Raw genomic sequence first — 26,996 nt, 5'->3', positions numbered from 1 at the left:
GTTATCGGTTCGATGGTACAACTCTGGCCGAATTCTGTTCGCACACACAATGATCCGACATCCGACCGGATCACCGGCCGACTCGCGACCCGCGCCCTGCGTCGAGTCGCGGCCGTCCTGGCCCTGGCATTCGCCGCGGCCGCAACACAGATCGCGCCGCCCGCGCACGCGGCACCACCGACCTTCGCGCAGTTCGCGAGCCGCGACGTCCTCGTCGGCACCTTCTTCTCCAGTGACGCCGACCTGACCGACACCATGTATTACTCCACCGATGGCAAGAAGTTCACGTACCTGTCGACGCCGTACCGTCGCGGTCAGAACCCGATGAGCGACCCGTCGATCATCTATCACAACGGCTACTTCTGGATGCTGTCGAACTGGCCGCGCAAGGACGGCCGCTTCTGGCCGATGATCGGGGTGTCGCGGGATGGCAAGAACTGGGCGAGACCCGAAGGGCGACAGTTCAACAACGGCCTCTACGCCGGCATTCCGCTGACCTCGGCGCCCGGCGGCCGCGACATCGTCGCACCGGATTGGTACCGCGCCGCCGACGGCAGCATCTACATCGTGTTCACCGCCGGATACTTCGGGCACTTCCGCGGCCAGGTCGGCGCCGACCGCATGACGCCGTATGTGGTGCGCGTCAACCAACTCGACGTCAACGCCGCCGGCCGCGGCCGTGGCGTTCCGCTTGGGAAGAACATCGTCTTCAACGCCGGGCCGGCCAATCGCATCGCCCTCAATCCGGGCGCCAAGGACCGGATCGACGGCTCGTTCTTCGAGCGCGGCGGCACCAAGTACCTGACGATCAAACGCGACGGCACCTGTAACGAGGTGTGGCGTTCGGGATCGTTCACCGGGCCGTGGCATCGCGACGTGGCGTGCGCGGCGAATGTGCAGGAGGGGCCGAGCATGACTCGCCTCGGCGGCACCTACTACCTCTACACCGACAAGATCTACGGTGGTCGCGCGATCTACTACTCGACGGCGCCGTCGCCGAGTGGGCCGTGGTCGAATCCGACGCCCATCACCACCGCGGGCGGCCCGGGCCGCACCCGGCACGGCACCGTCATCCGCCTCGACGACCGCAACGCCAAGTGCGCGGTCTACCGGATGGCGTACGGCCCCGGCTGCACGTTGACGACCGGCGTTCCCGGCATCGGTGGGCTGTTCGGCAGCTGACGGGTCGGCCGACGACGACATCGGACCGAGGAGAAAGTGGGGGAAGAGATCTCTTCCCCCACTTTCTGCTGTTTCCGGCAGAACTTTCTGGGGGAAGATCGCGCACCCGGGGGAGGAAGATTCCTCCCCCACTTCCGCACACACCCGACGCCACCCGCCGCGCACAAATCCGGCGAGTGATCCACGTTGCACTCGGTCGGTCCGAGGACGGTGCGCAACACCGCGAGAGGTAGACTCCGACCCGTGGTCCTCTTCTTCGAAATCCTCCTGGGTCTGGCCTCGCTGCTGATCGTCTGGTTCGCGCTGTACGTCATCTACCGCCTGGTCAACGACGAGTCGTGACCCTCCCTCCCGAGGAGTCACAGCCCGACGGCACCGGCGCCGACGCGCCTCGCCGGTCGGGTGACGAGGCGATCAGTCAGGCCGAGGCGCGGGCCGTCGAATCCGGCAGCCGCGAGCGCAACGTCCCCACCTGGGATGACCTGCCCCTGCCGATCGACACCTCCAACCTCCGCGCGGGCCCCGATCTGCATCCGGGTCTGCTCGGACTGCTGCCGCTGGTCGGCGTCTGGCGTGGGGAGGGCGAGGCCCGCAACCCGCACACCGGCGACGAGTACCACTTCTCACAGCAGATCGTCGTCAGCCACGACGGGCAGAACTTCCTCAACTGGGAATCACGCTCGTGGGTCATCGACGAGGACGCCCACTACGTGCGCCCCGACCTCCGGGAGACCGGTTACTGGCGGATCGGCGACGACGACACCATCGAACTCCTCCTGGCCCACGCCGAGGGCTGGGTCGAGGTCTTCTACGGTCAACCGCTCAATCAGACGTCGTGGAATCTGACCACCGACGTCGTCATCAAGTCGGCGACCGGACCGCATGCCGGCGGTGCACGCCGACTCTACGGTCTCGTCCCCGACGGTGACCTCGCCTACGTCGAGGAGCGCGTCGACGCCGACGGCGACTTCGTCCCGCGCCTGTCCGCCAAGTTGCGACGTCACGTCGGATAACCACCGACGATGGTCCGCGACCACACCGGCGCACCGCGATCCCTGCCCGTCTATCTGGCATTGATGTGGCTGCCGGTGCTCGCCGATCTCGTCTTCGGCGAGACCTCACCGACCCTGTTCGCATCGGTCGTGGCAGCGGTCGTCCTCGCCGGTGGCGCCCTGTCACCGCAGACCCGGCGGCTGATGGCCGTCGTCCTCGCCGCCCTGCGGGTGCGGCTGCAACGGATACCGGCACCCCTCGACGCCAATCAACCCCGACGACGTCGGGGCACCACCATCCCTCGGGAGCTGATTCTTGTTCTGCGCGTAGGCGATCCACGCGCACCGACGCTCGCGGCCTGATCCCCCGCCACCGTCGAACACCATCTAAAGGATCTTCCCCATGCTCTCCATTCGCGGAGCGCGCCGTTCACACGGCGCGCAAACCCTGTTCACCGACCTCGATCTCGACCTACCCGCCGGCCACTGCGCGGCGATCATCGGCCCCAACGGGTGCGGCAAATCCACCCTGTTGCGCTGCGTCATCGACGACGACCGGCTCGACGCCGGCACCATCGACATCGCCGGGATGCGCCCCGACGAACGGTCGCCCCGCTTCCGGGAACTCGTGTCCGCCGACACCGGTGAACAGGCGGCGTTCTTCGACGTCACCCTCACCGAACATCTCGAACTGCTGGCCCGCGCACATCGCCTCGAGGATGCCGACGTCGAGAACGCCCTCGCCGACGCCGGACTCGCCGACCTCGCCGATCGCTTTCCACACACGCTCTCCTCGGGTCAGCAGCAACGCTTCGCGCTGGCCGCGGCGCTGTTACGACCGGCGTCGCTGCTCGTCCTCGACGAACCGGAACGTGCACTCGACCTCGCCGGACAGGAGTGGGTGGCCGAGCGGATCGTCGAGGCGAAGAACGACGGGAAGGCCGTTCTGGTGGCCACCCACAGCCCGACCCTGGTGCAGCGGTGCGCCGACGACGTGGTGGACCTCGGCCGATGAGGATTCCCGACCTGCGCCTGGGGTGGATGCGCCGGTATGACTTCTCCTGGTTCGAGCTCATCTTCTGTCTGGCCGTACTCGGCGGTTTCGCGAGCTGGCTCCTGACCCCGGCACGAGTGTCCCACGTCGCGACCCTGACCGGCGTCGCAGCGACCCACCCGACCATCACCCTGTGCGTCATCGTCGCGGCGATCGCGGTGGGTGCCTACCGCTGGACGGTGGTGTGGGGTCCGGTCCGGGTCGAGGGTGCGATGGTGCGCTGGCATTTATCGGGGCCGGGGCCCCGCGGGCCCGAACTGGCCGGCCGGCTGGGCGGCATCGTCATCACCGTCGTCGCCGGATGTACCGCGGCGGGAGCGCTGCTCGGGCTGCTCGCACCCGATTCCCTGGTCACCGTGGTCGGCGTCGCGGCCGGACTCGGGCTCGTCGCGGCCATCGGCGCGTACGGCACCCAGGTCGTCGCCGACCGGCGCCACGGTTGCGCACCTCCCCCGATCTGGCAGTGGTCGCCGAATCGGTTGCACCGCAGCACGATCGCACCGGCCGACGGCTACGCCGGTGCGCTCGGACTGGCCGCGAGCATGATGGACTTCACCTGGATCACCGACGCCCGGATCGTGCGGTGGCAACGGGGTGCGACGTCGACGAGGACCCGGCGCCTGCACCGAAACCCCTATGTTGCTTTGGCGCAGATCGACTTTCGACGACTGCGACGTCACCCCGACGGCGTGCTGCGCGCGCTGATCTGCATCGCGGTGCTGGTCGTTGCGCCCCAGGTGGTGAGCATCGCGCACGCCGCGACCGCCGTCATCGCGGTGCTCATCTTCTGCGCGGGCAACGCGGTGGCAACAGGTCTGCGCAACGCCTCCGAGAGTGTCGCGACCCGGCGCGCACTGGCGCTGGATGACCGTGGAATCACACTGGCGCACATGGCCGTTCCCGGATCGGCGATACTCATCGCCGCCGCCGCGGCCGCCGTTGCCTGGTCACTGACACCGGCCTCGGCGGTGATCTGCTTCGTGGGATGCGGAGTCGCCGTCCTGCGGCGGGGCACCCGACCACCGCTGCCGTACGACGCGCCGGTGGTCACCGAGTCGGTGGTCACCGGCGCGGCGACGCAGCCGCTGCTGATCGCCGCCCAGGCGCGCGGGATGGTTGCGCTGATCGTCACGGCCGTCGCCGCATCGGTGGTGTGACTCCCTCCCGCAGCATGGGCGGCGGTCATTCGGCCAGACGACCCGGTCCACTGGCCGGGTCGGCACCGGCTGGGTAAGGTGTCGCCGATGACCGAATCGGGGAGTCACCACGCCAATCCGTACGCGCCGCCGTGGCCGCAGGCCGGGCAGTACCCGGCGAATCCTGCCCATCCCTACCCCGCCTACGGCGCCCCCGGTCCCTATCCGGGCCAACCGCCCTACGGACCGCCCGCCACCAAGCCACCACTACGGCATGTGGCACTGACCCGTTCGTTGGCCGGCGCATCGATCGTCGTCTACCTCATGATCGCGGTGTTCGGCTTCCTGACCTTCGCCACGGTGACCCGCAACGGTGAATCCGAGGGGTCGACGTTCAACGGGTGGGCGCACTGGACATCGCAGGGTGAGGGCCTCCCGCTCACCGACGGCTCCCATGCGGTCATCTTTCCGGGAGTCCTGTTGCCCCTACTGATCCTGTTCCCGACGGCGCTGTCGTCGATTCTGATCATGTGCAACGTCGGACGACGCCCCTTCGCGGCGGTCACCATCCTGTTCGGGGTGATCGCCACCGCGGTGGCCACCCTCGCCGTGGTCAACCCGTCGGTGGTCGTGGGGACATTCGACGACAGTTCGGCGACCTTCATCGACGCCAATTACAGCTTCTCCCCCGGACCGTCGGCGATCCTGGCCGTGGTGATCGGCATCGTGATCGTGATGCTGGCGATCGGCGTGATCGCCTTCGGGGGTAAGGCCCGCACCTGAGGGATGACGGTGCACATCCGGAAGGATGTTCGGCGACCGGCCCGTCGAGATCAGCGCCCGCCCACCAGGTGGATCACATCGACGACGACGGGTCGTCCGTGCCGCCGCGCCGCCTGCACATAGTGGATGCCCGGGCCCGGCGGCAGCGGGATCGACTCACCCGGATGGGCGACCACCAGGTCGTAGGCCCCGCCGAGTCCGGTCATCAGCACCGCGATGCGCCGGTCGCCACGATTGTGCACCACAGTGAGCCCGCCGGTGTGCGTGCACTCGACGCCGGCATCGGCGGCCTGCACCGGCTCGCCGACATCCCACTCCCCTGTCGCGGTCCCGTCCACGGCCGGCGATGTCCGGGGCGTCCAGAACTCGTCGACCCCGTGGATCACCGACCAGTCCACGTCACCCGGGGATGGCGAGTGCAGCAGGACGCACGGCTCGTCGTCGTCGATGATCTGCCCGACCAGCACCGGCCGGCCGTCGCGACGCTCACCCTGCAGGATGTGGAATTCGACGTCGGGCAACGCGGCGGAGGAACCGCTGGGCAGCATCGTGAATCGGGTGCCGGTGGTGCCGGCGAATCCCGGGGTCGAGAGCACCGCGAGATTGCGGCAGCCGCGGTTGTGCACGGTGAGGTGGGAGTCGCGGTTCGCGGGTTCGGCCACCGAGTAGCTCAATCCGCCGGCGTGGCCGGTGAGCCAGGTGCCGGCGCCGTCGTCGGTCCATTCACCGTCGTCGGGGGTGAGGAACCGCGACGTGGTGGTGCGTCGAGGCGGCTCCGTCAGCATCGTGGTCATGACCGGCCTCCTGTGTCGAGCGAAGAATGTGTGCATTCAGTGCACCGCGCCCCGGTCGGCGTGCACATGAGTAGCCGACTACCCGAAATGTCGGATCCACTTCCCCCGAACATGAAACGGCCCCCGCACCGCCCGAGTCGTCGGGTACCTCGAGCAGGACCTGCTCGGGTGCGGGGGCCGGGTGACCACCTGGTATTCGCCAGTGCGAGTGCGTGATCTGACGATCACATCAGCGGATATCAGATGGGACTCCGCGCTAGCGGATGGTCACCTCACATGTCCGTAAATCACTCAACGTCGGACCACCTCCTTCCTTGTGTACCGACGAACCTACGCCGGGTCTGCCGACGCGGCAACGCATTTACTCACACCGGCGCCGGATGCGCCGCGAAGAACCGCCAGATGGTGGCGGTGGCGTCGAGGGCATCGGACGGCGGGTCGGTGCCCAGGGTGCGTTCGAGTACCGGAGCGCCCGGCGCGCCCGGCCACTGATGACCGGCCCCGGCCACGCTGATCAGTTCGACGGCCCGCCCCGACGGACAGGCGGCGGTCTCGCGGGTCACCGGTCCCTCGACGGTCGACGTCGGCGCGGCACATCCGTCGATGCGGCGCCACGTCGCGCTGACCTCGGGTACCGGCGGACCGTCGACCCGCGCGGTCCCGTCGAGATTGAACGCCTCACCCGGCCCACCGGTGTACGGGACCCGACCGTCGGCGGTGCCATGGATCTGGAGCACCGATGTCGGTGCGGCCGAGCCGCATCCGGTCAGCAGGGTTCCGGCCACCGGCGCCACCGCCGCGAAGAGCGTTGTCTGACAGGCCAATCGGAGGGCCATCATCGCGCCATTGGACATTCCGGTGACGTAGATCCGGCGTGGATCGATCGGGCCGCGTCGGGTGATGTCGGCGACCACCGCACCGATGAAGGCGACATCGTCGACGTTGCGGGATTGTGCAGGCCCGCAGCAGCTTCCGGCGTTCCACGATCGGGCGACGCCGTCCGGGTAGGCGACGATGAACCCACCGCGATCGGCCTGGGCATCCCAACTGTAGCTGCGTTGTGCCTGTGCCGCGCTTCCGTAGCCGCCGTGCAACATGATCACCAACGGCATCGCCTGCCCGGTGGTGCCCGGTCGGTGGATGCGGTAATCGCGGGCGAGGCCACCGACGCTCAGCGACTGCGCAGAGTCGCCGATGGGGATCTCGTTCGACGGCGCCCCGGAGGCGTCGCCCGGACGGACCGCACACCCGGCGACGATCACCACCACCACGAGCAGCGACGCGACGATCCCCGCGGTTGCCGCTGCCGCCCGTGTGCGCACGCCCATGGGTACGAGTGTGGCCGACATCGACACAATTGACAAGCTTATTGACAAAATGCGGTTCGGTCCCCGGGGACGCCCCCGACGTTTGGCACACTCGGGCCATGCCCCCACCCGCCGCCGGTGTGACGCCCACGGTTCCGGCGCTCGTCCAGATCCTGTCCACATCCGCCGGCCCGCGGCTGACGCGGGCGTTCGCCGACGCCGGACTCGACAACCTCCGTCCGGGGCAGGCGCTGGCCCTGACCGCACTCGTCGGCGGTCCGGTACACGCCAGTGACATCGCCGGACGCCTCGGGATCAGCCGTCAGGCGGTGGCTCAGGCGGTCGCCGCCCTGGATCGGCATGGTTATCTGACCCGCAGTACCGACCCGGGCGACGCCCGCGCCAAACTCGTCACGCTGACCGACCGCGGATGGGCGGCACTGCGCGTGATGCGGTCGAGTGCACTGGCCCTCGAACAGCAGTGGCGTTCCCTACTCGGCGACGAACGCCTCGCCGACTTCGCCGACACCCTGACGACGCTGATCTCGCACAGCGGCCGCAGCGGATCCGACGGCAGCGGGTCAGACGGCAGCGAGATCCAGGACCAGTGAGGACGACGCCGCGGCGCGCTCCGGCAACTGATGGGTGATCACCACGACGGTGCGCCCGGGACCGAACATGCCCGAGGTGGGGTCGAGAATGCGGTCGAGGAGACGCTGCGCGTCGGTGGCATCGAGGTGTTCGGTGGGTTCGTCGAGGACGACGATCGGCGCACGGTGGATCAACGCCCGGGCCAGCAGCAGGCGCCGTCGCTGTCCTCCCGAGATCGACTCGGCCCCACCGGTCAGCATGGTGTCCAGCCCCTCCGGCAGCTCGGCGACCCAGTCGTCGAGGCCGACCTCGTCGAGTGCGGCGTGCATCTCCTCGACGGTGACATCGCCGCGCGCGACCCGCAGGTTCTCGGCCACCGACGTCGAGAACAGATGCGCCTCCTCGGCGAAATAGCATGTCGCCGAACGCACCTCGATCCCCTGCCCGGAGGCCTCGCGCGCGTCGACGTGGCCGCCCTGCGGCGCCAGGAGTCCGGTCATCGTCAGCGCCAACGTCGACTTGCCGATGCCACTCGGGCCGACGACGGCCATCCGCGATCCCGGGGTCAGCGTCACGGTGAGCCCGGCGTCGGGACCGAGCAGGGCCTCCGGCGACCAGCCCCAGCGCAGATCCTGCAGGTGCAGCGTCGCGGGTCCGTCGTGTACGGGCACGTCATCGATCTCCGAGTCGGCACCCGACGTACCCGACCGGGCGCCGTCGACGAGCGCCATCACCCGCGCGGCGCTCTGCCGGCTGCGTTCGAGCTGGATGCCGGCCTCGGTCAGGGGTGCCGTCGATTCGAATGCCGACAGCGGCAGCAGGATCAGCACGCCGAGCACCATCGGGGTCAGTTGCCCGGTGACGCTCGAGACGTCGGCGAACGATCCGGACACTCCGGACGCCAGCCCGATGCCGATGAGGCATGCGGCGAGCAGAGATGCCCCCAGCGACAGTGGGGTTGCGGCCGCGGCCGCGGCCTCGATCCGTTCGCCACGATCGGTGGCGACGATCGCGTCGGCGTCGGCGGCAGCCCCCGCCGCGAGCACCGCATCCCGGCGCCGTGCGACCACCAGTTCCGGTGCGTGCCACAGCGCGGTCGTCACCGCCTGTGCGGACCGGCCGGTGGCGTCGGCGCCGTCGGCGATCGCCCGAGTCGATCCGCGGGCGGCCAGCCATGGGGCGATCACCCCGGAGACGATCAGCGCGATCGCCAGGATCAGTGCCGCCCAGCCCGACACCATCGCCATGATCGCGACCGCCGCGACCGACGTGGTCAGACCCACCCCGATCGGGACCAGTCCGCGGATCAGCGCGTTGCCGATCTCGTCGACATCATCGCCGGTGCGGGTCAGCAGTTCCCCACGACGCAGGGTCACCGAGTAGGCCGGCGAGCCGGACGCCAACGCCACGTACAGGCGTTCGCGCGCCGTGGCCATCGCCCCCAGCGCCAGGTCGTGGGTTGCCAGCCGCTCGAGATAACGGAACAGGCCGCGCGAGATACCGAGGGCGCGGACCGCGGTGATGGCCAGCGACAGATAGAGCACCGGCGGCATCTGCCAGGCCCGGGTGATCAGCCACGCCGACAACGCCGCCAGCCCGAGGGCCGAGAGGGCGCCGGCGACCCCGAGCAGGACCGACCACAGCACCGGGCGCCACCGCAGACCGAGGAAACCCAGCGCCCGGATCAGCGGATCACCGCGCCATCCGGTCGGCGACGGTGTGGCGACGGGCTGCAGGGTTGACTCAACCGACACCGATGGCCTCCGGGAAGTCGATGACGGCCCCGGCGAACTCCCGGGCCACCGGGCGGTGGGCCACGACGATGACGGTGTCGCCGGCCGCCGCCCGGGCGGCCAACGCCGCCAGGACCCCACGTTCGGCGTCGGCATCCAGATGGGCGGTCGGCTCGTCGAGGATGAGCAGCGGTGAGGGTGAGGCCAGGACGCGGGTGAGGGCGAGCCGTTGACGCTGTCCGGCCGACAGACCCGTGCCCCCGGCACCCAGGACCGTCCGGTCGCCGTCCGGCAGCGACGCCACCACCGCATCGAATCCCGTTGTGGCGGAGGCATGTCGGAGCGCCACCGGATCGAGCGCACCGAACATCGCCAGGTTGTCGGCGACGGTGCCGGGAACCACCACCGGTTGTTGCGGCAGCCACGCCACCTGCTCGTGGAACGCGGTGGGTTCGAGTTCGGCCACGGGTACCGAACCGATCAGCACCGAGCCCTCGTCCGGCGACAGCAAACCGAGGATCACCGCGATCGTCGTGGTCTTCCCGGAGCCGTTGGGCCCCGAGAACACCGTCAGCGCACCGGGTTCGGCGGTCGCCGTCAGCTCGTAGGGTGCCCAGCCGTCCCGGCCGTGCACACCCACGTCGAGCAACCGGATCGGCGCGCCGGCCACGGTGACCGTGCGGGTGCGCGTCGAAGTGGTTGTCGCCGTTCCCGATTCGATGAGGTCGGCGACCTCTCCGGCGGCGGCGACCCCGTCGGCCGAGTTGTGGAACTGTGCGCCGACCTGCCGCAGCGGCAGATACGCCTCCGGTGCCAGGATCAGCGCCAGCACACCGGCATACAGGCTCATGTCGCCGTACACCAGACGCAATCCGATCCCGACCGCGACCAACGCCACACACAGGGTGGCGAGCAGTTCGAGCACCCCGCCGGAGAGGAAGGCGATCCGCAGCGACGACATGGTGCTGCGCCGATGCGACCGACCGAGTTCGGCGACCTGCCGGGCCGGGGTGCGGGCACGGCCGAGGGCCCGCAGCGTCGGCAACCCGGTGATCAGGTCGAGCAGCTGCGCCGACAACCGGCTCATCGTCGCGAGCTTGCGCTCGGTACGGTCCCGCGTCATCACCCCGATCAGGATCATGAACAGCGGGATCAGCGGCAGCGTCACCAGGATGATCACCGCAGACGGCCAGTCGACCACGGCGATGACCGCGACGACGGTCGGGGTCACCAGCACCGTGACGATCAGCGCGGGCAGATAGGCCGACAGATACGGCCGCAACGCGTCGAGTCCGCGGAGCAACACGGTGGTGGCATGTTCCCTGCGCTGCAACAGCTCTCGCGGCGACACCCGGTCCGGGTCGGTGAGCACCCCGAGCGCGCGGGCGCGCAGCTCGGCGATCGCGGTCGCCGACGCCCGGTGCGCATACCGGTCATGGGCGAACGAGGTGATCACCCGCACCGCCAGCGCCGCGACGAGCACCCACAGGTGCACCGCCTGCGCCCCGAGCGACCGCGCCGACGGGTCGGTGACGAGTTCGGCGAGGATCGACGCCGTCATCGCCGCGGTGACGATGACACTGATCACCGTGATCGCGGCCAGAACCGCGGTGACCACCACATAGACGCGGGTGGCGGGCGAATACCGCAGCAGGCGCGGGTCCAGCGGTGGCCGGGCCCGGCGCCGTGCCGCGGCCGGCTCGGCTACCGACACAACGTCACTGCCACGCCTTCAACGAGGGCAACCCGATCGGATCCGGGATCTCGTCGACGCTGATCCGCTTCCGGAACACCCAGTACGTCCAGGCCTGGTAGGCGATGACGATCGGCGTCATGATGAGCGCCGCGATGGTCATCACGGTCAGGGTGTAGTGGCTCGACGCGGTGTTGGCGATGGTCAGGCTGTAGTCCGCGTTGGTGCTCGACGGCAGGACATCCGGGAACAGCACCGAGAACAGCGTGGCCACGGTCCCGGCGATCGCGATCGATGTGGCCAGGAAGGCGATGCCCTCCCGATTGACCTGGGTGGCAGCGACCATCACCAGTGCGGCCACCGCGGCGATGAGGACCGGAATCCAGGTCCAGCCGTTGCCGTAGGCGAACTGCGTCCACAGCAGGAAGGCCGCGGCGACGACGAGCGTCGGAATGGCCAGTGTCTTCGCGTATTTCATCGCGTCCTGTTGCAGCACACCACCGGTCTTGAGGCCGAGGAAGACCGCACCGTGGGTGAGGAAGGCCAGCAGTGTGGTGACCCCACCGAGCAGGGCGTACGGGTTGAGGAGATTGAAGAATCCTCCGGTGTACTGCGCGTCGGCGTCGATCGGCAGACCACGGATCACGTTGGCGAAGGCCACACCCCACAGGAGCGCGGGAATCCAGGAACCGAGACCGATGCCGACGTCACACCAGGTGCGCCACTTGGGGTCGTTGATCTTGCCGCGCCACTCGATGGCGACGACGCGGGTGATCAACCCGATCAGGATCAGGAACAGCGGGAGGTAGAACGCGGTGAACATCGTTGCGTACCAACCACCGAACGCCGCGAACAGTGCGCCGCCGGCGGTGAGCAGCCACACCTCGTTGCCGTCCCACACGGGACCGATGGTGTTGAGCAGGGCGCGTCGGCGCTTGTCCGGGTCGGCGACGTCGGACTCGGGCGACACCTTGTCGTCGCCGCCGGTGTGGCTCGACCCGAGGAAGGGCATGAGCATGCCGACACCGAAGTCGAATCCCTCGAGGACGAAGTACCCGATGAACAGGACCGCGACGAGGATGAACCAGAGGTTTTCCAGAGACATCTACTTCACCCTTTCAGTACGCGAACGAGAGTTGTTTGGGTTCATCGGAATCGGAGTCGTCGGTCTCGACCTCCGGTGCGACGTTGTCGTGCGCGCCCGGCCCCTCGATGGCGTAGCGGCGTTGCAGCATGAACCACACCACACCGAGTCCGCCGTAGATGAGGGTGAACCCGATCATGGTGACCCACAGGATCGGCGGCGTGTGATTGGAGACGCCGTCCTGCACGAGCATGCTGATGTTGGTGGGGTCGAGATCGTCCACCCAGTTCGGGGCGACCACCCACGGCTGACGACCCATCTCGGTGAAGATCCAGCCGGAGGCGTTGGCCAGGAACGGGGTCGGGATCAACCAGAGCGCGAGTATGCCGAACCGTCTGGATTCGACCACCCGCTTTTTCCGCGTGAACCACAGGCCGCCCAGTGCGATGATGACCGAACCGAGCGCCCAGGTGATCATCGCGCGGAAGGCCCAGTAGGTGACGAACAGGTTCGGCGCGAAGTTCTGCCCCGGCATGTTCATCTTCTGCTGGTACTCCTGCTGAAGCTGATTGACGCCCTCGACCTCACTGGTGAAGCTGTGATCGGCCAGGAACGACAACATCTTCGGGATCTCGATGAGGTGATCGATGGAGCTGCAGTTGTTCTGCCGTCCCACGGCCAGCACGGAGAACCCGGCACCGTCCTCGGTGTTGCACAACGATTCCGCCGCGGCCATTTTCATCGGCTGCTGCTTGAACATGATCTGCGCCTGCAGATCTCCGGTGACGAAGAGCAGCAGACCCGACACGATCGTCACCCACAGCGCGAACCGGGTCACCGGCCGCCACAGGTCGCGGGCGTCACGCTCGAGATCCTCCGGCGTCGCGTCGATCTGACTGGGCGAGGTGGTCTTGGGCATACCGGAGGTGTCGCCGGTCTCGATGGCGTGCCGAAGCTTCTTGGCGCGCCACATGTTCCGGCTCATCCACCAGATGCCGATGCCGGCGACGAAGGTGCCCGCGGTGAGCCAGGCACCGGTGATCACGTGTGGGAACGCGACCAGGGTTGTGTTGTTGGTGATGACGGCCCAGAAGTTGTTCATCGCCGGACGCTCGCGGGCCTCATCCCACGCCACCCCGACCGGATGCTGCATGAACGAGTTGGCGGCGATGATGAAGTACGCCGACGCGGTCACACCGACCGCGGCCAGCCAGATGGTGGCCAGATGCACCCGCCGCGGCAGGCGCGACCAACCGAAGATCCACAGGCCCAGGAACGTCGACTCCAGGAAGAAGGCGATCAACCCCTCGAGGGCCAGCGGCGCGCCGAACACGTCGGCGACGAATCGGCTGTATTCGCTCCAGTTCATGCCGAACTGGAACTCCTGCACGATGCCGGTCGCGACACCCAGTGCGAAGTTGATCAGGAACAGCTTGCCGAAGAACTTCGTGGCCCGTAGCCACTGTTCGTTCCCGGTCTTGTGCCACACCGTCTGCATGATCGCGACCATCGGCGCGAGGCCGATGGTCAGCGGAACAAAGATGAAGTGGTAGACGGTGGTGATACCGAATTGCCACCGGGACAAATCCAGAGCGTTCAACGTCGCCTCGAATCGCGTAGCCGCGCTCGGGCTGCGAGACACGGACTGGAACGAAAGCCGAGTACTACCGGAAGTAGTACTCGTGGTGGTGACGTTACGCCTGGCCACACCCGTCGACAACCGACCAAGGTCCCGTCACCGAACATTCAGTTGTGGGCCGGGTCTCGTTTATGTTAGGGATCACCGGCCGCGAACGTTGCGGAATTTCCGATCCCGTGAATCAACTCTATTCTCGATCAACCGAAATCGCGCGGTCGACCAGATCGACGAATTTCTTCGCGTCCTCCGGCTCGGCCAGCGGATGCCCGTTGAGTTTGGTGACCCGGGCGGCCAGGGTCACACTGCTGATCAGCCAGACCGAATCGGCCTCGATGAGGTCCGCCGGGCGGAGCACCCGGGTCTCGGTGCGCCAGCCCTCCTCGGCCGCGAGCGCGAACGCCGCGACCTGCGTGGTTCCCGGCAGGATGCCGATCTCGGCCGGCGGGGTGACCAGTGTCTCTCCGATCACCGCGACGACCGTCGACCGCGGACCCTCGAGGACCGCGCCCTCGCTGCTGACGTAGATGACGTCGTCGTAGCCGAGTTCGGCGGCGTGCCGCAGCGCCGCCATGTTGGTGGCGTAGCTGAGGGTCTTGGCCCCCAGGAGTTGCCACGGCGCCGTCGCGGCCAGATCGATCGAATACCCGCGTTCGAGGGTGATCACCGAGACACCGTTCTCGCGGACCGCGGTCGCGCGTGCGGCGACCGGACCGACGGTCAGATACGCCGTCGGTTCCGGCTTCGGCCCGGCACTCTCCCGTCCCCGCGAATACACCAGGCGCACAAGCCCCTCGGTGCCCGAACCGTGCCGCTCCGACCAGGTCCGGGCGGCCACGTCGATCGCGTTGCACCACGCGTCGACGTCCGGCTCCGGCAGATCGAGCATGGCCGCGCTGCGGGCCAGGCGCTGCAGATGCAGTCCGACGGCGCGGGCGCGACCACCACGGATCAGCAGGGTCTCGAAGATTCCGTCCCCGCGCACGGCGGCGAGATCATCGGCGTAGAGGAACGGGGCGTCGGGATCGAGGACCGTTCCGTCGAGGGCAACCAGAAGCGACTGCGACATGCCGAACAGCTTAGGGCGCCGGGGGTCGGCAGCCGAGGGCGACGGTGGCCACACCGCCGACGGGTAGACTTGACGCGTGACCCGCTCACCCATCCTGACCAGGTATTCCGGCGACGGCGCAGTGGGCGCACCCGATGATTCATCGTCGGTCGCCTGGCATTACGGCGACCCGCTCGGCGAACAGCGCGCGGCCATCAGCGGGGCGATCATCGTCGACCGCAGCGACCGCACGGTCATCGAACTCCCCGGCCCGGAACGCCTGACGTGGCTCAACACCATCTGTTCGCAGCGTCTCGACGATCTCGGCGACCGGCGATCCGCCGAAGCACTGTCGCTCGACGCCAACGGACGCGTCGAGGATCACTTCGTCATCACCGATGTCGACGAGGTGACCTGGATCGACACCGAACCCGCACGCGGTGAGGCGCTGCTGACGTTCCTGACCCGGATGGTGTTCTGGGCCAAGGTCTCCCCCGCGGCCCGCCCCGACATGAAGGTGCTGACCCTCATCGGACCCGGCGCGGTCACCGGCCCGATCGCCGAACTTCTCGAGATCGACCCGGATGCGTCGCCCTATCAGGTGGGCGACCTGCCCGAGTCCCATCACGAGGACGAACCACTCGGCTTCTGGCGGATCATGCCACCGCTGTCCGAGGGGCCACATTCGACCACGATGCTGCCCGTCGTCGACCTCGTCGTGCCGGAATTCCTGCTGCCGACGTGGTGGGACGAACTCGTCGAGGCGGGCGCACGGATGGCCGGGAGCTGGGCGTACGACGCGCTGCGCGTCGCCGGGGTCCGCCCCCGGCTCGGTGTCGACACCGACGACCGCACCATCCCCCATGAGGCCGGCTGGATCGGCGGCCCCGAGCAGGCGGGAGCGGTGCACCTGGACAAGGGCTGCTACCGCGGGCAGGAGACGGTGGCCCGGGTGCACAACCTCGGCAAGTCACCCCGGCAACTGGTGCTGCTGCATCTGGACGGCAGCTCAGATCATCGACCGTCCGCCGGCGAGGCGATCACCGCGGGCGGCCGGGCCGTCGGACGCGTGGGCACCGTCGTCGACCACTTCGACCTCGGTCCCATCGCCCTCGGGCTGGTCAAACGGAGCATCGGCGCCGACGTCGATCTCACCGTGGGCGACGAGAACCCCGTCGCGGCACGCATCGATCCGGATTCGATCGCCTCCGACGATCACGTCCAGGCCGGCCGCGCGGCCGTCGACCGGCTCCGCGGCCGGGCATGACCGGCGGCCGGGCGTGACGGGCGTGACGGGCATGAGTGATCACGGCGTCGTGCTGGCGGTGTGTTCCGTGGTGGCCGACGTCGACCTCGGCAAGGCCGGGGTCAGCGCCATCGACAAACGGCCCCAGCAGGGCCGGATCGGTGTCGGCGAGTTGGGCCTGACCACCGACCACGTCTGCGACCGCAAACATCACGGCGGCCTGGATCAGGCGGTCTACGCCTACGACGATGCCGAGGCCGCCCGGTGGGCCGACGAACTCGACCGTGATCTGCCTTACGGCTGGTTCGGGGAGAACCTGCGTACCACCGGCATCGCGGTGACCGACGCGATCGTCGGCGAACGCTGGGCGATCGGCGGCGACGGCGTCGTCCTGGAGACCACGATCCCCCGCATCCCGTGCCGCACCTTCGCCGCCTGGGCCGAGGAGGACCGGTGGGTCAAACGCTTCATGCAACGCAGCGACAGCGGCTCCTACCTGCGGGTTGTCCACGGCGGGACCATCGGCGCGGGCGATGCCATCACCGTCGTCCATCGACCGGACCACGGTGTGCGGGTACGCGACCTGCTGACCGGCACCGACGCCGACGCACTGCAACGTCTCCTCGCCGAACCGGACCTGGCCCCCAAGGTCGCGCGGGAGGCCTCGCGGCACCTCGCCCGGTCCTGACGAGGGTGCCGAACCGCTGCTCGGCGTGGCGTGACCGGGGCAGTCCGCGTAATCGGAGAACGCGCGCTAAACTGGTCCCCACGACATACTCAACTACCTAGAGAACGGGGCCGCCACACGTTTGGCCGCCCCGTCATTGTGCGAGGGGGTCCCATATGGGCCGCGGCCGGGCTAAAGCAAAGCAGACGAAAGTTGCTCGTCAGCTGAAGTACTCCACTCCGAACACCGACTTCGAGAGCTTGCAGCGCGAGCTCTCGGGGACAACGGCGGACTCACCAGACCGCCCGGACCCGGTGGACGAGTGGGCCGAAGAAGACGAGTGGCGCCGCGCCTGAGCGCGCGGATTCCTCCTTCGTAGTTCTTATCTGACGTCACTGCCCAGACGTCGACTCGGTGACGTCCACCAGCCACCGATCTCACGAACCCCACCGTCGGGACCTCTCCAGGAGAATTCCGGCGGTGGGTTTCGTTGTACCTCGGCCCCGTCGAGTGGGCGCCCTTTCCCGTCGAGTGGGCGCCCTTTCCCGTCGAGTGGGCGCCCTTTCCCGTCGAGTGGGCGCCATATCCCGTCGAGTGGGCGCCATATCCCGTCGAGTGGGCGCCATATCCCGTCGAGTGGGCGTCCCTGCGCGTCAACACGGTCAGAACCGCGGGTGATCTCCCCGAAGCGTCGCAGCGCCGTGCGATTCGGAACTGCGCTTGATGGTGCCGAGCACCCAGTTGTCGACGTGGCGTGCGGTCAGCACCGCCTGCGCGCGATCGGTGTCCTCCGGGGCCACCACGGCGACCATGCCGACACCCATGTTGAAGGTGCGTTCCATCTCCAACTGCTCGACCCGACCGCGCTGGGCGATCATCGCGAAAATCGGTGCGGGACTCCAGGTATTGCGCTCGAGTTCGGCGACCAGACCCGCCGGGATGACGCGTGCCAGGTTCTCGGCGAGGCCACCACCGGTGATGTGGGCGAAGGTGCGCACGTCGGCCTCGGCGGCCAGCGCGAGGCAATCGCGGGCATAGATGCGGGTGGGTTCGAGCAGTTCCTCACCGAGCGTGCGGCCGAACTCCTCGACGTGCCCACCGAGATCCATGTGGCCGTAGTCCAGCAGGACCTTGCGGGCCAGTGAATAGCCGTTGGAATGCAAGCCGGACGACCCCATCGCGATCACCACGTCGCCGGCGCGGACCTTGTCCGGCGAGAGCACCTGATCGGCCTCGACGACGCCGACCGCGGTGGCCGACAGGTCGTAATGATCATCACGCATCAGTCCGGGGTGTTCGGCCGTCTCACCACCGAGCAACGCACATCCGGCGATGACGCAGCCGTCGGCGATGCCGCCCACGATCTCGGCGACGGTCTCGGGGACGACCTTGCCGATGGCGATGTAATCCTGCAGGAACAGCGGTTCGGCACCACAGACGACGAGGTCGTCGACACACATGGCGACGAGATCCTGACCGACGGTGTCATGCTTGCCGACCGCCTGTGCCACAGCGAGTTTGGTGCCGACGCCATCGCTGGCCGCGGCGAGTACCGGCTCACGGTAGTTGCCCTTGAGGGCGAAGAGTCCGGAAAAACCACCGAGGCCACCGAGGACCTCGGGCCGGGTCGCGCGCTTGGCGTGCGACCCGATCAGTTCGACGGCCCGTTCACCGGCGTCGATGTCGACCCCGGCCGCCGCGTAGGACAGTCCCTCGGAAGAGTTCGTATTCTCGGCAGCCGAATCAGCGTCACTCACGGATGACACGGTACCCGAGCACCTCAGGGACGCATCACGGCACTGACGTTGTCATTGGACGCGACCAGCGGATCCGTCCTGACATCGCCGGCGGCGTTGGCGAGCATCTGCTCGAGGACCGCCTTGCCCATCGAGGTCTCCTTGGGCAGTTCGATCGGATAGTTCCCGTCGAAGCAGGCCGCACACAGCGCAGATGCCGGCTGATGGGTGGCCGCGATCATCTCGTCGGTGCTGATGTACCCCAGTGAATCCGCGCCGATCGCCTGCCGCACACCGTCGACCATGTGCTCCTCGGACTCCATGCCGTTGGCGATGAGTTCGGCCGGCGACGCGAAGTCGATGCCGTAGAAGCAGGGCCAGCGCACCGGACTCGACGCGATCCGGACATGTACCTCGGCGGCACCGGCTTCGCGCAGCATCCGGATCAGTGCCCGCTGGGTGTTGCCACGAACGATCGAATCATCCACGACGACAAGCTTTTTGCCGCGGATGACCTCTTTGAGCGGGTTCAGCTTGAGCCGGATACCCAGTTGGCGGATCGTCTGCGACGGCTGGATGAAGGTGCGCCCGACGTAGGCGTTCTTCATCAGGCCCTGACCGTAGGGAATGCCCGATTCCTGCGCGAACCCGACGGCGGCCGGGGTGCCCGACTCGGGCACCGGGATCACCAGATCGCCCTCGGCCGGGTGCTCACGCGCCAGCCGACGGCCGATGTCGACGCGCGCGGAGTGCACGGACCGGCCGTGGATGACGCTGTCGGGGCGGGCGAGGTAGACGTATTCGAAGACACAGCCGCGCGGCGTCGCATCGGCGAATCGGGTGCTGCGCACCCCGTCGGCGTCGATGGCGAGGAGTTCACCGGGTTCGATGTCGCGGACGAAGGAGGCGCCGACGATGTCGAGGGCCGCGGTCTCCGAGGCGACGACCCACCCGCGGTCGAGGCGACCGAGTGACAGCGGCCGCACACCGTGCGGGTCACGCGCCGCGTACAGCGTGTGCTCGTCCATGAAGGTGAGGCAGAACGCACCGCGCAGCGTCGGCAGCAGTTCCATCGCCGCCTGCTCGAGGCTGCTGTCGGCGGCGCCGTGGGCCAGCAGCGCTCCGACGATGTCGGAGTCGGAGGTGGCCGCGGTGCTCTTGATGCCCAGTTCGCGGGCCCGGCTGGCGAGCTCGGCGGTGTTCACCAGGTTGCCGTTGTGGCCCAGCGCCACACCGGTCCCGGCGTCGGTGGTGCGGAAGATCGGCTGTGAGTTCTCCCACGTCGTCGATCCGGTGGTCGAGTACCGGCAGTGGCCGATCGCGACGTGGCCGACCATCGAGCCCAGCGTCTGCTCGTCGAAGACCTGACTGACCAGGCCGAGGTCCTTGAAGACCAGCACCTGCGAGCCGTCGCCGACGGCGATACCGGCGGCTTCCTGACCTCGGTGTTGGAGCGCATAGAGCCCGTAGTAGGAGAGCTTGGCGACGTCCTCACCGGGGGCCCAGACACCGAAAACGCCGCACTCCTCGCGCGGCTCGTTCTCCGGTTCGTCGACCGGTGCACCCGCTGCGCAGGCGTGCGGCGTGGGCGCCAGCAGATTTCTGCCGGCTATGGACTGCTCGGTCATCGACGAACTCCCTGGGGATGGGCGGGTCTACTCATCGGTCGGCATGCACGCGTCACGATGGACGACCACTGGACGATCCAACGCGACATCGGGCTGGGAGACCCTCACGAGTCTACCGGCCGGTAGACCCCGATTTCCAACCGTGCAGCGCCGCGTCGCCCGGCAGTATTCCCGGCTCGGATGCTCCCCGCTCGGATGCTCCAGGCTCAGATCCTCCCGGCTCAGATGCTCGAGGTGCGATGCCTCACAACCTCACCGCCGCCGATTCGCTCGACCACCGACAGCCCGGCCCCAGGACCGAACTGCACAGGACCGAACTGATCGACGGCTCGGCGCAGGCGGTCCGGTGAGAATGCCGAACCCCGAATCCGTACCCGATAGGGCAGGTCGGTGAGCACCTCGTCGGCCCGGATCGGCATCGGTCCCGTGGTGAGCACCGTGCCGGGATGCAGACTCAACCCGATCTCCACCACGTCCGATCGTTCATCCCGGGTGTAGACGACGGCCGCGACCGCCGACCATCGCACGGTGTGCCAGCGCATCGTGATCGCCTTGTCCGTCATCGCGAACAGCGTGCACATGTTGAGGGAGATCCAGATCCCGGCCATCACCGGGAGGGCGAGCACGGTGCCGGTGGCCCGCAGCGAGTCCGACTCCAGCGGGCCGACCGCCATCAGCACCGCATACAGCAACAGATAACCCGCAACCGCGGCCACCACCAGCCAGATCGCGCTGCTCCGCAAGGCGACGCGGTAACGCACCCGCGACATCGCCGCACGGGCGACGACCGCGAGCAGCCCACAGACGACCACCAGGACGACCAGGGCCAGCTGCGCCACCGGGGAGTTCGTCTTCGGATCCGCCACGAACAGGGCGGCGATGATCGCCCAGATCCCGGTGAACATCGCGCAGAACAGTGCGACCTTGGCCCACCGTTGAGCTGCAAGGTGGGCGGGCCGTCGAGCGGCGGGGGTCGTCACTCCTACTGGGCGCTGCTGGTACGACATCTCGTGACTGTGACACGTCCGCGCGTCGGAGTTCACATCCCGGTCATTCGGCCGACCGCGCGGCGGGTCACGGCTGCATCGGGATGAGCGGCAGCCACCCGGCCACCTCGGCGGCCCGACTTCCCGACGCACTCACCGCACCGGAGTCGACGAGGTCGTCGAAGGCGGCGTCACCGATCACCAGCAGCAGCCATGATCGCGGATCGGTCTCGACGACGTTGGGTGGGGTGCCGCGGGTATGCCGGGGTCCGGCGATGCATTGCACCGCGACGAACGGCGGCACCCGGACCTCGACGGAGTTTCCCGGCGCGATGTCCTCCAGGGTCCGCGCGGTGAGCCGGACGGCTGCGGCCAGATCGGCGCGTGCCGGGGTGGGCAGCGTCGTGTCGCGTAGCCACGGCGTCACGGCCACCACCGCGGCTCGCGCCGCGACGGGATCGATGGGTTTACGAGCGGGCACGCCTGACATGATGCCCCCTGCGCGTGGCGACGCCCGATTCGTCCCCGCCACGCCGCTCGCTCCGGCAGGATATTTGCCATGGGGACCGACGTCACCGCCCAACATTTCACCGGCGCGGATCGCGTGCGTTTCCGACGGCAGGTCAGCCGCGGGACCGAGGCGATCGCGCGCATGCTGTCCGACGGTCTGTTCACCGACCACGGGCAGCCACCGGAGCCGCTGCTGGGCATGGAGGTGGAACTCAATCTCGTCGACGACGAGATGAATCCGGCGATGGCCAATGCGGAGGTCCTCGACGCCATCGCCGACGAGGACTACCAGACCGAACTCGGCCAGTTCAATATCGAGATCAACGTCTCGCCACGGCCGTTCACCCACGACGACACCCTGTCGTTGGAGCAGGGACTGCGCAGTTCGCTCAATCGGGCCGAACAACAGGCGGCCCAGGTTTCCAGCCATCTGGTGATGGTCGGCATGCTGCCCACATTGCACACCGAACACTTTGCCCACCAATGGATTTCGGCGAACCCCCGGTATGATCTGCTCAATCAGCAGATCTTCGCCGCCCGCGGCGAGGACATCGAACTCGACATCACCGGCATCCCCGTCGCCGATCATCACAGCAGCGAACGCCTGCACCTGACCACCGATTCGATCCTGCCGGAGGCGGCGTGTACCTCGCTGCAGCTCCACTTACGGGTCGCGCCAGAGGATTTCGCCGCCCACTGGAACGCCGCGCAGGCGGTCGCCGGGGTTCAGGTCACACTCGCCGGCAACTCGCCGTTCCTCGCCGGGACCGCCCTGTGGCACGAGAGCCGCATCCCGGTCTTCGAGCAGGCCACCGACACCCGGCCGTTGGAGCTGAAGAATCAAGGCGTCCGCCCGCGGGTCTGGTTCGGCGAGCGCTGGATCAACACGATCTTCGACCTGTTCGAGGAGAACACCCGCTACTTCCCGGCGCTGCTGCCGGTCTCCACCGATGTCGACCCGCTCGCCGAACTCGACGCCGGCCGTATTCCCACGCTCGACGAACTGCGGCTGCACAACGGCACCGTCTACCGCTGGAACCGTCCCGTCTACGACGTCGTCGACGGTCAGGCGCATCTGCGCGTCGAGAACCGGGTGCTGCCGGCCGGCCCCACCGTCGTCGACACGATGGCGAATGCGGCGTTCTATTACGGCGTGGTGCGTGGCCTCGTCGAGGCCGACCGGCCGTTGTGGTCACAGATGTCGTTCAATGCTGCCGCGGAGAACCTGCATTCCGGCGCGCGCGCCGGACTCGATTCCCAGCTCTATTGGCCCGACGTGGGATGGGTTCGCCCCGCCGAGCTGACGCTGCGCAGGCTCCTCCCCCTCGCCGACGACGGGTTACGTGCGTTCGGCGTCTCCGGTCGCGCGCGCAACCGCTACCTGTCGGTGATCGAGGGCCGGTGCCTCACCGGCCAGACCGGGTCGGTGTGGCAGCGGCGCGCGGTGGCCGCCCGCGAGGATGCCGGCGAGAGCCGTTTCGACGCGCTACGCGGAATGCTGCGTGACTATGTCGCGCTCATGCACGAGGGCGAACCGGTGCATTCGTGGTCTGACTGATCACCGCATCGTTCGGGTTGGCGGGTCGCACCCGGTGACGGCCGTGCCCCTGCGCCACCACCCGGCGCTCGACGTGCATCGACGCGGCGGTGTAGACACGGCGACCGTCTCGATGACTCACCCAGGCGCTCAACGCAATCGGAGTATCGAGCGGCACCGGACGAATGTAGTCGACGTCGATTCCGCAGCGGTCGGCGACCAGCCCGAGTGGCATCAGCGCGGCGGTCACGAGTTCGTCGAGCAGGGACAGGACAGCACCGGCCGAAGCGAACCCGGCGGACGCCGCGGGAGAGTCGTGGAGCGCAACCCAGCCCCGCAGACCGCCGGGCACACGATCCATCGCAATGCCCGATGCCGTCCGGATGGCCGGTTGCGTAGCGCCCGCCGGCACGTCACCACGATGACGGTTCCCCGGTACCACCGGACACCGGAAGTCGAGGGTCTGCGCGACACCTTCTCGCACCGTGTGCGGCTGCTCGAGCACGCGATCGATCATGCCCTCACCTCTCCAGGGAATAGCGGCGCCACCGAGAATACGATGATTGCATTCCGCGTATTGGCGAAATGGCTTTTCCCGCCGGTCGAAATGGCATCGCGAAATCGGATTCCGGAAATCGCCCCGAGAATCCCGACCGTGTCATGTCAGGTCTCAGACGCCCGGCACCGCCGTCAGCCACACCGATTCGGTACGCCAGCACACGAAGGCCAGCAGCGCCAGGACCACCGCCCGCACCAGCGACGCACTCCGCGGCCCGAGATGTCCGGTGGCCGGCACCGCCACGGCGGCCAACCCGAGCGCGGTGGCGGCGTATCCGGCGAACACCCCCGGCCGCGCGGGAAGCTGATTACCGATGAGCCACAGGAACATTCCGCCGGCGATCCACGCCGTCACGGCCACCGCGACGATGGTGGTCACCGTGGGGCGCCACCGCAGGTGCGCAACGCCGGTGACGCCGAGGACCGACGCGACCGCGGCCAGTGCGCATGCGGCCGTGATGATCAGCGCCACCGAGGGATTCATCGCTGCGTGATGACCACTCAGACGCCGACCGGCTCGGCTGCGGAGCCGGCACCCGGGGTCTCCGGGCGATCGGTGCCCGCCGACCTGCGCGCGCGGGCGGCTAGCCGTCGACGACGGTTGGTGCGGTTGCGGATCTGCCAGGTGCTCAGGCCGGTCAGCAGCAACAGCAGCGGGGTGAGTCCGAAGCCGAACCACAGTGCGCGCCACCATCCGTTGACCGCATGCCCGTAATGCAGCATGGGTTGCGCCCACTGGTCGGCGATCCGGTTGGACAGACTCCGGGGCGCTCCGGAGAACTCCTTGATGATGGTCGGGTCGTGCCCGTCGATGCCGAGTTCGCGGTTGCCGTGGTAGGTCGGGTTGGCGGCCCACAGATCGGTGTCACCCGCGAGGACATCGATGGAGTAGTACTCGGCACCGTCGGAGGGCATTCCCACCCAGGTCGCATGCGATCCCGGATAGTGGGCCTGGGCGGCGGCGAGCGCGGTGTCGAGCGAGATGAGCGGGCCGGTGGCCTCCGAGGTCGGCATGTCGTAGGCGTCGTCGGCCGGTGCCACCCCACCGGTCGCCGAGTACCAGACCTTGCCGACGCCGGGGATCTCGAAGTTCATGCCGGTGAGTCCCCAGATCAGCAGTGGGATGGCGGCGACGATACCGATCACATCGTGCAGATCCGTGTCGCGGGCGAACCGGCCCTTCCCGATTCGGACACGGAATCCGTTGCGCCACTTGCGTAATCCGGGATACCAGATGACGATGCCGGAGATCGCGAGGAACACCAGCAAGAGACCCATGGCGCCCAGGATCACCGCACCCCAGGTCATGTCGGCGGTGAACCAGCCCCACTCGGCGATCACCGACGGCTGGGCGAGCCACGCGACGTACCCGGGATACCCCTCGCAGGTCAGCCCGCAGTCGTGGAGATTGACCATGAATCCCCAGAAACCGCCGTCGATGTCGCCGTGCCCGTTGACCTTTCCGGTGCCGGCGTCGACGAACCAGGTACCCGCACCCGCGTCGTCACCGGTCAGGAAGTACACGCCGCCCTTGGACGAGATGTAGGCGGCGTCGAAATCCGGGTCGGCGGCGTGCACGGCCGCGATGGCCTCGGTGAAACCCACCTCGTGGCCGGTGTCGGTGGTGGCGAACAGTTCCGAGTTGGCGGCGCGGACGAGTTCGGGCTGGTACACCAGGATGGCCCCGCTCGTACACACGATCACCAGCAGCAACCCCAGCACGATCGACGTCCACCGGTGCGTCACGATCAAAGCGCGGCGAACGGGCTTTCGCTTCACTCGACGCCGCACACGCTGCCGACGATTGGTCACTGCGGGCGACTCGACTAGCTGCTCCGTGGCCATGGCGCCTGAGGCTAGCATAACCAAACCACCGAAGCGACGAGCTTCGGTTATGTCCGATTAGACCGAAATGCGTTGTGGAGCAGGAGAATAGTGCTCCCCCACCTCACCTACCGGCAGGTGCCGAGGTGCGCGTCACCAGGCCGGCACCGGTGATCAGTGGCAGATCGAGTGCGGTGATCAACCCGGGCTCGGCGTCCACCACCGCCGCGACCGCATTGACCAGTCGCTGCGCGGTCACGATCATCCCGGAGACGTTGTGATCGCCGAACTCACCGTGATGGGTGAACTCGACCTCCATCGCGGGTTCCCCCGCGATCAGGATGCGGTACGCCCCATCGCCTTTGGCCGGGGTCGGCCAGTCCGGACACTGATCGGGATGGGTGCGTGTGTAATGCTCGAGAACGATCCGATCGATCCCATCGACCTGGCCGACCACCTCGAAATGCAGTGCGGCCATGGACCCTTCCGGAATCTCCACCGACACCGTCGAGTAGTCGCGATCGGCGGCAACGCGTTCGACGCGCTCGACGAGCGGTTCGTCGAGGTGCACGCCCAGACCGGCGGCGAGTTGTCGTACGACACTCCCCCACGCCATCGAGAGGACACCGGGTGCCAGCAGCAGCGGGGTGGAGTCCATCGGCTGTCCGAAGCCGAAGATGTCGCGCATCACCACCGGCTGGTAGTACGTCGAATAGTCGGCGATCTCCAGACACCGGACCTCGTCGATCCGCTGCGACAGACTCGTCATCGCCAGCGGCAGAGCATCATTGGCGAATCCGGGGTCGATGCCGTTCACGTGCAGACTGGCGCCACCGGCGCGCGCCGCGGACTCGATGTTCTCGACCATCTCCGGCGGGAGAATGCCGTGCGGGAACTGCAGGACCACCGGACCCGACGAGACGACGTTGATGCCGGCACGGACGAACTCGGTGAGGTCCCCGATCGCCTCGACCACCCGGTCGTCGGTCATGGCGGTGTGCACGATCGCGTCGGGTTGCAACGCGAGTAACGCGGCCCGGTCGTCGGTGGCGATCACGCCGAGCTCACGACCGAGACCGGCGAGGTCACCGGCGTCACGACCCACCTTCGCCGGATCGGACACCCACACCCCCACCAACTCGAGATCCGGATGCGCGTCGATGCCCGCGATCGCATGCCGTCCGACGGTTCCCGTCGACCACTCCACCACTCGCAATGCCATGAGAGTCAAACTAGAACACGTTGCAGTTCTGTGCCGGGCTTTCGTCGAG

26 protein-coding genes are annotated in these 26,996 nt (G+C 68.1%); 11 read left to right on the top strand and 15 right to left on the bottom strand.

The annotated features are described in order from the left end of the window. Positions 1 to 12 precede the first annotated feature (12 nt). The 6 genes from ABLE94_RS11240 (at position 13) to ABLE94_RS11215 (ending at position 5,147) form a co-directional block, all read left to right on the top strand. Entirely contained in the window at positions 13 to 1,182 is a 1,170-nt protein-coding gene (locus ABLE94_RS11240) for a hypothetical protein (RefSeq protein WP_348808757.1), read from the top strand. 338 nt (positions 1,183 to 1,520) lie between these two features. Continuing rightward, positions 1,521 to 2,195 (top strand): heme-binding beta-barrel domain-containing protein, encoded by a 675-nt coding sequence (locus ABLE94_RS11235; protein ID WP_348804766.1) that lies wholly within the window; start codon positions 1,521 to 1,523, stop codon positions 2,193 to 2,195. 9 nt (positions 2,196 to 2,204) lie between these two features. After that, the gene (locus ABLE94_RS11230) at positions 2,205 to 2,537 is read left to right on the top strand and encodes a hypothetical protein (RefSeq protein ID WP_348804765.1); all 333 of its coding nucleotides are present in this window, start codon (positions 2,205 to 2,207) and stop codon (positions 2,535 to 2,537) included. Positions 2,538 to 2,577: 40 nt separating this feature from the next. Beyond that, positions 2,578 to 3,189: an ABC transporter ATP-binding protein gene (locus ABLE94_RS11225; RefSeq protein ID WP_348808756.1), complete on the top strand. Its 612-nt coding sequence runs from the start codon at positions 2,578 to 2,580 to the stop codon at positions 3,187 to 3,189. Further along, positions 3,186 to 4,385: a DUF6297 family protein gene (locus tag ABLE94_RS11220; protein ID WP_348804763.1), complete on the top strand. Its 1,200-nt coding sequence runs from the start codon at positions 3,186 to 3,188 to the stop codon at positions 4,383 to 4,385. Before ABLE94_RS11225 ends, ABLE94_RS11220 begins: the two co-directional genes overlap by 4 nt. A gap of 87 nt (positions 4,386 to 4,472) precedes the next feature. Continuing rightward, positions 4,473 to 5,147, top strand: coding sequence for a hypothetical protein (locus ABLE94_RS11215; protein WP_348808755.1), 675 nt, complete (start codon positions 4,473 to 4,475; stop codon positions 5,145 to 5,147). Positions 5,148 to 5,197: 50 nt separating this feature from the next. Here ABLE94_RS11215 and ABLE94_RS11210 read toward each other — a convergent pair whose 3' ends face one another. Together ABLE94_RS11210 and ABLE94_RS11205 are read right to left on the bottom strand one after the other, a co-directional pair. Next, a complete protein-coding gene (locus ABLE94_RS11210) occupies positions 5,198 to 5,941 on the bottom strand; it encodes a hypothetical protein (RefSeq protein WP_348808754.1) in 744 nt (247 codons plus the stop codon). 365 nt (positions 5,942 to 6,306) lie between these two features. Continuing rightward, entirely contained in the window at positions 6,307 to 7,269 is a 963-nt protein-coding gene (locus ABLE94_RS11205) for a CE1 family esterase (RefSeq protein ID WP_348804760.1), read from the bottom strand. A 98-nt stretch (positions 7,270 to 7,367) separates the two neighbouring features. Here ABLE94_RS11205 and ABLE94_RS11200 point away from each other — a divergent pair, with 98 nt between their 5' ends. Then, positions 7,368 to 7,859: a MarR family winged helix-turn-helix transcriptional regulator gene (locus tag ABLE94_RS11200; protein WP_348808753.1), complete on the top strand. Its 492-nt coding sequence runs from the start codon at positions 7,368 to 7,370 to the stop codon at positions 7,857 to 7,859. Here the strand turns inward: ABLE94_RS11200 and cydC are convergent. From cydC to ABLE94_RS11175, 5 genes are all read right to left on the bottom strand, one after another. Then, entirely contained in the window at positions 7,830 to 9,527 is a 1,698-nt protein-coding gene (gene cydC / locus ABLE94_RS11195) for a thiol reductant ABC exporter subunit CydC (RefSeq protein ID WP_348804886.1), read from the bottom strand. The two genes, ABLE94_RS11200 and cydC, sit on opposite strands and share 30 nt — an antisense overlap. Positions 9,528 to 9,582: 55 nt before the next feature. Further along, positions 9,583 to 11,286, bottom strand: coding sequence for a thiol reductant ABC exporter subunit CydD (cydD, locus tag ABLE94_RS11190; protein WP_348808752.1), 1,704 nt, complete (start codon positions 11,284 to 11,286; stop codon positions 9,583 to 9,585). Positions 11,287 to 11,290: 4 nt separating this feature from the next. Next, complete coding sequence (gene cydB, locus ABLE94_RS11185; protein WP_348804757.1) at positions 11,291 to 12,370, bottom strand: cytochrome d ubiquinol oxidase subunit II; 1,080 nt, start codon at positions 12,368 to 12,370, stop codon at positions 11,291 to 11,293. A gap of 13 nt (positions 12,371 to 12,383) precedes the next feature. Then, the gene (locus tag ABLE94_RS11180) at positions 12,384 to 13,949 is read right to left on the bottom strand and encodes a cytochrome ubiquinol oxidase subunit I (RefSeq protein WP_348804756.1); all 1,566 of its coding nucleotides are present in this window, start codon (positions 13,947 to 13,949) and stop codon (positions 12,384 to 12,386) included. A 226-nt stretch (positions 13,950 to 14,175) separates the two neighbouring features. After that, complete coding sequence (locus tag ABLE94_RS11175) at positions 14,176 to 15,054, bottom strand: aminodeoxychorismate lyase (protein ID WP_348808751.1); 879 nt, start codon at positions 15,052 to 15,054, stop codon at positions 14,176 to 14,178. Between the two features lie 76 nt (positions 15,055 to 15,130). Here ABLE94_RS11175 and ygfZ point away from each other — a divergent pair, with 76 nt between their 5' ends. From ygfZ to ABLE94_RS11160, 3 genes are all read left to right on the top strand, one after another. Then, positions 15,131 to 16,300, top strand: coding sequence for a CAF17-like 4Fe-4S cluster assembly/insertion protein YgfZ (gene ygfZ, locus ABLE94_RS11170; RefSeq protein WP_348808750.1), 1,170 nt, complete (start codon positions 15,131 to 15,133; stop codon positions 16,298 to 16,300). Positions 16,301 to 16,331: 31 nt separating this feature from the next. Then, positions 16,332 to 16,967 carry an MOSC domain-containing protein gene (locus tag ABLE94_RS11165; RefSeq protein WP_348808749.1) on the top strand — a complete coding sequence of 212 codons (636 nt, stop codon included), beginning with the start codon at positions 16,332 to 16,334 and terminating at the stop codon, positions 16,965 to 16,967. A gap of 155 nt (positions 16,968 to 17,122) precedes the next feature. Beyond that, on the top strand, positions 17,123 to 17,302 hold the full coding sequence (locus ABLE94_RS11160; RefSeq protein ID WP_348804752.1) for a DUF3073 domain-containing protein: 180 nt from the start codon (positions 17,123 to 17,125) through the stop codon (positions 17,300 to 17,302). A 306-nt stretch (positions 17,303 to 17,608) separates the two neighbouring features. Here the strand turns inward: ABLE94_RS11160 and purM are convergent, their stop codons facing one another. From purM to ABLE94_RS11140, 4 genes are all read right to left on the bottom strand, one after another. Continuing rightward, positions 17,609 to 18,703, bottom strand: coding sequence for a phosphoribosylformylglycinamidine cyclo-ligase (gene purM, locus ABLE94_RS11155; RefSeq protein ID WP_348804751.1), 1,095 nt, complete (start codon positions 18,701 to 18,703; stop codon positions 17,609 to 17,611). A 23-nt stretch (positions 18,704 to 18,726) separates the two neighbouring features. After that, positions 18,727 to 20,310, bottom strand: coding sequence for an amidophosphoribosyltransferase (gene purF, locus ABLE94_RS11150; protein ID WP_348804750.1), 1,584 nt, complete (start codon positions 20,308 to 20,310; stop codon positions 18,727 to 18,729). A gap of 221 nt (positions 20,311 to 20,531) precedes the next feature. Further along, the gene (locus ABLE94_RS11145; RefSeq protein WP_348808748.1) at positions 20,532 to 21,317 is read right to left on the bottom strand and encodes a hypothetical protein; all 786 of its coding nucleotides are present in this window, start codon (positions 21,315 to 21,317) and stop codon (positions 20,532 to 20,534) included. A 67-nt stretch (positions 21,318 to 21,384) separates the two neighbouring features. After that, positions 21,385 to 21,777 (bottom strand): sterol carrier family protein, encoded by a 393-nt coding sequence (locus ABLE94_RS11140; protein WP_348804748.1) that lies wholly within the window; start codon positions 21,775 to 21,777, stop codon positions 21,385 to 21,387. Positions 21,778 to 21,855: 78 nt separating this feature from the next. On the opposite strand from ABLE94_RS11140, the gene ABLE94_RS11135 reads away from it, so the two are divergent. Further along, positions 21,856 to 23,364 (top strand): glutamate-cysteine ligase family protein, encoded by a 1,509-nt coding sequence (locus ABLE94_RS11135; RefSeq protein WP_348808747.1) that lies wholly within the window; start codon positions 21,856 to 21,858, stop codon positions 23,362 to 23,364. Here ABLE94_RS11135 and ABLE94_RS11130 read toward each other — a convergent pair. The 4 genes from ABLE94_RS11130 to ABLE94_RS11115 all read right to left on the bottom strand — a co-directional run bounded on the left by ABLE94_RS11130 (position 23,324) and on the right by ABLE94_RS11115 (position 26,947). After that, positions 23,324 to 23,860 (bottom strand): hotdog domain-containing protein, encoded by a 537-nt coding sequence (locus ABLE94_RS11130; RefSeq protein ID WP_348804746.1) that lies wholly within the window; start codon positions 23,858 to 23,860, stop codon positions 23,324 to 23,326. The two genes, ABLE94_RS11135 and ABLE94_RS11130, sit on opposite strands and share 41 nt — an antisense overlap. A gap of 153 nt (positions 23,861 to 24,013) precedes the next feature. After that, a complete protein-coding gene (locus tag ABLE94_RS11125; RefSeq protein ID WP_348804745.1) occupies positions 24,014 to 24,385 on the bottom strand; it encodes a hypothetical protein in 372 nt (123 codons plus the stop codon). A gap of 17 nt (positions 24,386 to 24,402) precedes the next feature. Then, positions 24,403 to 25,647, bottom strand: a complete 1,245-nt coding sequence (locus ABLE94_RS11120) for a PepSY-associated TM helix domain-containing protein (protein ID WP_348808746.1) — start codon at positions 25,645 to 25,647, stop codon at positions 24,403 to 24,405. A gap of 202 nt (positions 25,648 to 25,849) precedes the next feature. Further along, positions 25,850 to 26,947 carry an NAD(P)H-dependent amine dehydrogenase family protein gene (locus tag ABLE94_RS11115; protein WP_348804743.1) on the bottom strand — a complete coding sequence of 366 codons (1,098 nt, stop codon included), beginning with the start codon at positions 26,945 to 26,947 and terminating at the stop codon, positions 25,850 to 25,852. Positions 26,948 to 26,996 lie beyond the last annotated feature (49 nt).

It is taken from the genome of Gordonia sp. VNK1 (assembly GCF_040049135.1).
Taxonomy (GTDB): domain Bacteria; phylum Actinomycetota; class Actinomycetes; order Mycobacteriales; family Mycobacteriaceae; genus Gordonia; species Gordonia oleivorans.
The sequence above is the reverse complement of the archived record's forward strand: the minus strand, read 5'-3'. Positions and strand labels throughout refer to the sequence as shown.

What these genes read in the sequence shown, in the direction of transcription:
- ABLE94_RS11240 (WP_348808757.1), top strand. Translation starts at nt 13, where the DNA reads ATGGTACAACTCTGGCCGAATTCTGTTCGCACACACAATGATCCGACA.
- ABLE94_RS11230 (WP_348804765.1), top strand. Translation starts at nt 2,205, where the DNA reads ATGGTCCGCGACCACACCGGCGCACCGCGATCCCTGCCCGTCTATCTG.
- ABLE94_RS11225 (WP_348808756.1), top strand. Translation starts at nt 2,578, where the DNA reads ATGCTCTCCATTCGCGGAGCGCGCCGTTCACACGGCGCGCAAACCCTG.
- ABLE94_RS11220 (WP_348804763.1), top strand. Translation starts at nt 3,186, where the DNA reads ATGAGGATTCCCGACCTGCGCCTGGGGTGGATGCGCCGGTATGACTTC.
- ABLE94_RS11215 (WP_348808755.1), top strand. Translation starts at nt 4,473, where the DNA reads ATGACCGAATCGGGGAGTCACCACGCCAATCCGTACGCGCCGCCGTGG.
- ABLE94_RS11210 (WP_348808754.1), bottom strand. Translation starts at nt 5,941, where the DNA reads ATGACCACGATGCTGACGGAGCCGCCTCGACGCACCACCACGTCGCGG.
- ABLE94_RS11205 (WP_348804760.1), bottom strand. Translation starts at nt 7,269, where the DNA reads ATGGGCGTGCGCACACGGGCGGCAGCGGCAACCGCGGGGATCGTCGCG.
- ABLE94_RS11200 (WP_348808753.1), top strand. Translation starts at nt 7,368, where the DNA reads ATGCCCCCACCCGCCGCCGGTGTGACGCCCACGGTTCCGGCGCTCGTC.
- cydB (WP_348804757.1), bottom strand. Translation starts at nt 12,370, where the DNA reads ATGTCTCTGGAAAACCTCTGGTTCATCCTCGTCGCGGTCCTGTTCATC.
- ABLE94_RS11175 (WP_348808751.1), bottom strand. Translation starts at nt 15,054, where the DNA reads ATGTCGCAGTCGCTTCTGGTTGCCCTCGACGGAACGGTCCTCGATCCC.
- ABLE94_RS11165 (WP_348808749.1), top strand. Translation starts at nt 16,332, where the DNA reads ATGAGTGATCACGGCGTCGTGCTGGCGGTGTGTTCCGTGGTGGCCGAC.
- ABLE94_RS11160 (WP_348804752.1), top strand. Translation starts at nt 17,123, where the DNA reads ATGGGCCGCGGCCGGGCTAAAGCAAAGCAGACGAAAGTTGCTCGTCAG.
- purF (WP_348804750.1), bottom strand. Translation starts at nt 20,310, where the DNA reads ATGACCGAGCAGTCCATAGCCGGCAGAAATCTGCTGGCGCCCACGCCG.
- ABLE94_RS11145 (WP_348808748.1), bottom strand. Translation starts at nt 21,317, where the DNA reads ATGTCGTACCAGCAGCGCCCAGTAGGAGTGACGACCCCCGCCGCTCGA.
- ABLE94_RS11135 (WP_348808747.1), top strand. Translation starts at nt 21,856, where the DNA reads ATGGGGACCGACGTCACCGCCCAACATTTCACCGGCGCGGATCGCGTG.
- ABLE94_RS11130 (WP_348804746.1), bottom strand. Translation starts at nt 23,860, where the DNA reads ATGATCGATCGCGTGCTCGAGCAGCCGCACACGGTGCGAGAAGGTGTC.
- ABLE94_RS11125 (WP_348804745.1), bottom strand. Translation starts at nt 24,385, where the DNA reads ATGAATCCCTCGGTGGCGCTGATCATCACGGCCGCATGCGCACTGGCC.
- ABLE94_RS11115 (WP_348804743.1), bottom strand. Translation starts at nt 26,947, where the DNA reads ATGGCATTGCGAGTGGTGGAGTGGTCGACGGGAACCGTCGGACGGCAT.